Annotated in this window: 3 protein-coding genes, 1 pseudogene and 1 riboswitch; of the genes and pseudogenes, 3 read left to right on the top strand and 1 reads right to left on the bottom strand. The window is 64.2% G+C overall.

Annotation, left to right across the window (positions count from 1 at the left end; genetic code table 11):
- A pseudogene (locus EOC06_RS34045) lies at window positions 1–277 on the top strand (DSD1 family PLP-dependent enzyme); the annotation flags it as partial.
- 4 nt (window positions 278–281) lie between these two features.
- Here EOC06_RS34045 and EOC06_RS34050 read toward each other — a convergent pair.
- Window positions 282–1,115: an AraC family transcriptional regulator gene (locus EOC06_RS34050; protein WP_127331504.1), complete on the bottom strand. Its 834-nt coding sequence runs from the start codon at window positions 1,113–1,115 to the stop codon at window positions 282–284.
- Between the two features lie 255 nt (window positions 1,116–1,370).
- Window positions 1,371–1,578, top strand: a riboswitch (cobalamin riboswitch).
- A 161-nt stretch (window positions 1,579–1,739) separates the two neighbouring features.
- Here EOC06_RS34050 and EOC06_RS34055 point away from each other — a divergent pair.
- Window positions 1,740–2,528 carry an ABC transporter ATP-binding protein gene (locus EOC06_RS34055; protein WP_128309872.1) on the top strand — a complete coding sequence of 263 codons (789 nt, stop codon included), beginning with the start codon at window positions 1,740–1,742 and terminating at the stop codon, window positions 2,526–2,528.
- 49 nt (window positions 2,529–2,577) lie between these two features.
- Window positions 2,578–3,458: ABC transporter substrate-binding protein (locus EOC06_RS34060; RefSeq protein ID WP_245470313.1), on the top strand; the 881-nt coding region annotated here is incomplete at its 3' end.

Genomic DNA, 3,458 nt, shown 5'->3' on the forward strand with positions numbered 1-3,458 from the left:
GGCGCTCGGCCGGTTCCCGCGCAAGGGTTGCTACCTCTATGGCGGCAAGTGGATGGCCGAGCCGGTCTTCCCAGAAGGCATGAAGGCGAACGGGCTGCTCGGCCTGTCCTCCAACCAGCAATTCATGGGCTTGCCCGCCGACGCGACCGCAAAGCCCGGCGACTACGCGTTTCTAAGGCCGACGCAGAGCGAAGCCGTGCTGCAGCAGTTCGGGTCGATCGCGGTGTTTTCCGGCGGCCGGATCGCCGATCGCTGGCCGGCGTTGCCGATGGCCTGACCGACTACGCCTTCACCGGTATCCAGATCTCCAGCCCGCCCTTGCCGCTGCGCGGGTCGAATTCGGGGCCGTAGCGTTCGAATTCCGGCGCGTCCGCGATCTCATGCCCGGAGGCCGGCAGCCATTTGTTCCAGATCGTGTTGACCGTCCGGCGGATGGTCGAGATGTGTTCGCGGTGGGCAAAGACCGCATATTTCTGCGCCGGCACCCGCACCCGGTAGAAGTCCCTGGGCAGGTCGGAGAAGTCAGACACTTCGACGCCGGCGATGTAGTCGAAATTGCCGGCATCGTCGCCGTTGACGCAGACGCCATAGGCGACGTCGCCGGTCTCGCCCGGAATGTTGCCGATATAGGGGCCGAAGCGCTGCCACTGCATCGGGATGGCGGCGCTGGTTTCGCAGCTGTAGCGTTCGCCGAGGCCGGCGATCAGGAACGGCCGGCTGGTCTCGAAACGCGGCGGTTCGAGATTGGTGAGGAGGGACTGGTCCATCAGGATCGGCTCCACGAGGTCGAGCTTGTCGAGTGTGCCCTGCGCGCGCACCAGTTCCGGCGTGGTGCCGAACTGATCGCGGAAGGCACGGGTGAACGCCTCATGCGAGTTGTAGCCGGCGTCGAGCGCGACGGCGAGGATGTCGGGCGCCCCGCCCGCCAGCTTGCGCGCCGCCTCGGTCAGCCGGCGTGAGCGCATGTAGCCCATCACCGACCGGCCGGTGGCGGCGCCGAAGGCGCGCGTCACATGAAAACGCGACACGCCGCTGCTTTGCGCGACATCATCAAGCGAGATCGCCTCCGGCAGATGGCTTTCGACGAACCACAGCGCTTTCTCGGTCGGGTCCATTTTCTCCTCGCATTGGCCAGATCATCCTGCCGTTTCCTGGCGCAGCCAGTTTGATCGAAATTGCGCATCCCGTGCAATCTGCGCCGATGCCGGTCGCCATCCGGCCAACCGCCCCATGAGCTTTCGCTTGACAGCGACCGGCGTCATCTCTTAGGTATGTTATATTATTACATAAAGAGAGCATGCGATGCCTGTTTCCCTTAGCTGGCCCACCACTCCGTCCGAGAAATCCATTGCGAAGCGATCGGCGCAAATCTACGCTGAAGCGGTGATGGTCCCCGAGTCGAAAGGCGAGGGGTGAAAAGGGAACACGGTGAGGCCTGCTCAGGTCGAGACCGTGGCTGCCCCCGCAACTGTAAGCGGCGAGCAAAATCCGTGAATGCCACTGGCCGGCAAGGCTGGGAAGGCTGGATGGCGCAACGACCCGTGAGCCAGGAGACCTGCCATCACTGAGTTGACCGGACGGGGTGTGCCGGGAGGAAACGCGAATCCCGGTCTTGTCGGCCGGTTCGCCAGCTTCCTTCCGTCGCCAGTTTTGGAAAGTGACGGAAAGTTGGACGGCTCCATCCATCGCATCGTCGTATATACGCTTTGCCGTCCCGGCAAGCCGGCGGGCAGCAGCCGATGACCGTAGCGCTTCTCGAAGCCCGTGACCTCTGCGTCACGGCGAATGGGCGGGATCTGGTTCAGGCGGTCAGCTTCTCGGTGGCCGCCGGCGATCGCCTTGCCATCATCGGTCCCAACGGCGCCGGCAAGACGACGCTGCTGCGCATGCTGTCGGGCATGCTGCGTCCGAGCTCCGGCGAGGTGAAGCTCGGCGGGCGCCTCCTGGACAGGATTTCAGCCGCCGAACGGGCGCTGCACATTGCCGTGGTCGGCCAGACCGACCAGCCCGATCCGCGGCTGGCGGTGATCGACTATGTCGAGCTTGGCCGGGTTCCGCACGCCGGGCTGCGGCGCAGGAGCGAGGAGCGCGAGATCGTCGTCGATGCACTGCGCCGGACCGGCCTGCTGCCGCTATTTGGCCGCACCATCGGCTCGCTGTCGGGCGGCGAGCGCCAGCGCGCCCAACTTGCGCGCGCCATCGCCCAGCAGCCAAAAATCCTGTTCCTCGACGAGCCGACCAACCATCTCGACCCGCGCGCCCGCGGCGAACTGCTCGACCTCGTGGCAGGCTTCGAGATGACGGTGATCGCGGTGCTGCACGATCTGGCGCTGGTGGCACCGTTCGCCACCAGGGTGGCGGTGATGAACCATGCCCGTCTGCAAGCGCTCGCCGCACCGCGCGAAGCGCTGACCCAAAAGCTGATCCGCGAGATTTTCGGCATCGATGTGCTGCGTCTGCGCCATCCGACCGAAGACCGCGAACTGACGGTGTTCGATGTGCCGAACCGTGCCGCGCCGCCGTCGTGATTGAAGCCATTTCGTAGTCGACCCAATCCCATCCACAAGGAGCAAATCCGTGAAACGCCTGGCCTTTTCGCTTGTCTTCTCGCTGCTGGCCTCGACAGCCCTGGCCTTCCCGGTCACGGTCGACAGCTGCGGCAAGCCGCTGACCTTCGATGCGGCACCGAAGCGCGCCGTCATCCAGGATCTCAACATGGCCGAGATGGCTTTCGCGCTGAAACTGCAGCCGTCGATCGTCGGCCTGACCGGCATCACCGGATGGTACAAGGTGGGTCCCGAATTCAAGGCCGAGCAGGGTTCGATCCCGGAACTGGCGCCGAAATATCCGACGCTCGAAAACCTCGTCGCGGTCGAGCCGGATTTCTTCTTCGCCGGCTGGTATTATGGCATGAAGCCGGGCGGCGAGGTGACACCCGATACGCTTGCTCCGCACGGCATCAAGACGCTGGTGCTGACGGAAAGCTGCGTGCATCTCGACAAGAGCCGCCCAGCCGCCTCGATGGACCTGCTCTATGGCGACGTCGAAAAGCTGGGCAAGATCTTCGGCAAGGAGGCCGAGGCGGAGAAGCTTGTCTCCGGCTGGAAGAAGCAGCTCGCCGACATCACCGCCAAGGTCGGCAACGGCAAGGGTACGCGAGTGTTTCTCTATGATTCCGGCGAGGACAAACCGTTCACAGCAGGCAAGTTCGCCATCCCCAGCGCCATGATATCAGCCGCCGGCGGCGACAACATCATGGCCGACATGGACACCAGCTGGGGCAACACGGACTGGGAAACGGTGGCGTCGCGCAATCCGCAATTCCTCATCCTGCTCGATTACCAGGGTGGCGGCGGCTACAAGAAGCTGCTCGATTTCCTGAAGGTCCATCCGGCCATGAAAGAGACGGACGCGGTCAAGAACGAGCGCTTCGTCGCCCTGCGCTATGCCGAACTGAC

The organism is Mesorhizobium sp. M7A.F.Ca.MR.362.00.0.0 (assembly GCF_004023175.1).
Taxonomy (GTDB): Bacteria; Pseudomonadota; Alphaproteobacteria; order Rhizobiales; family Rhizobiaceae; genus Mesorhizobium.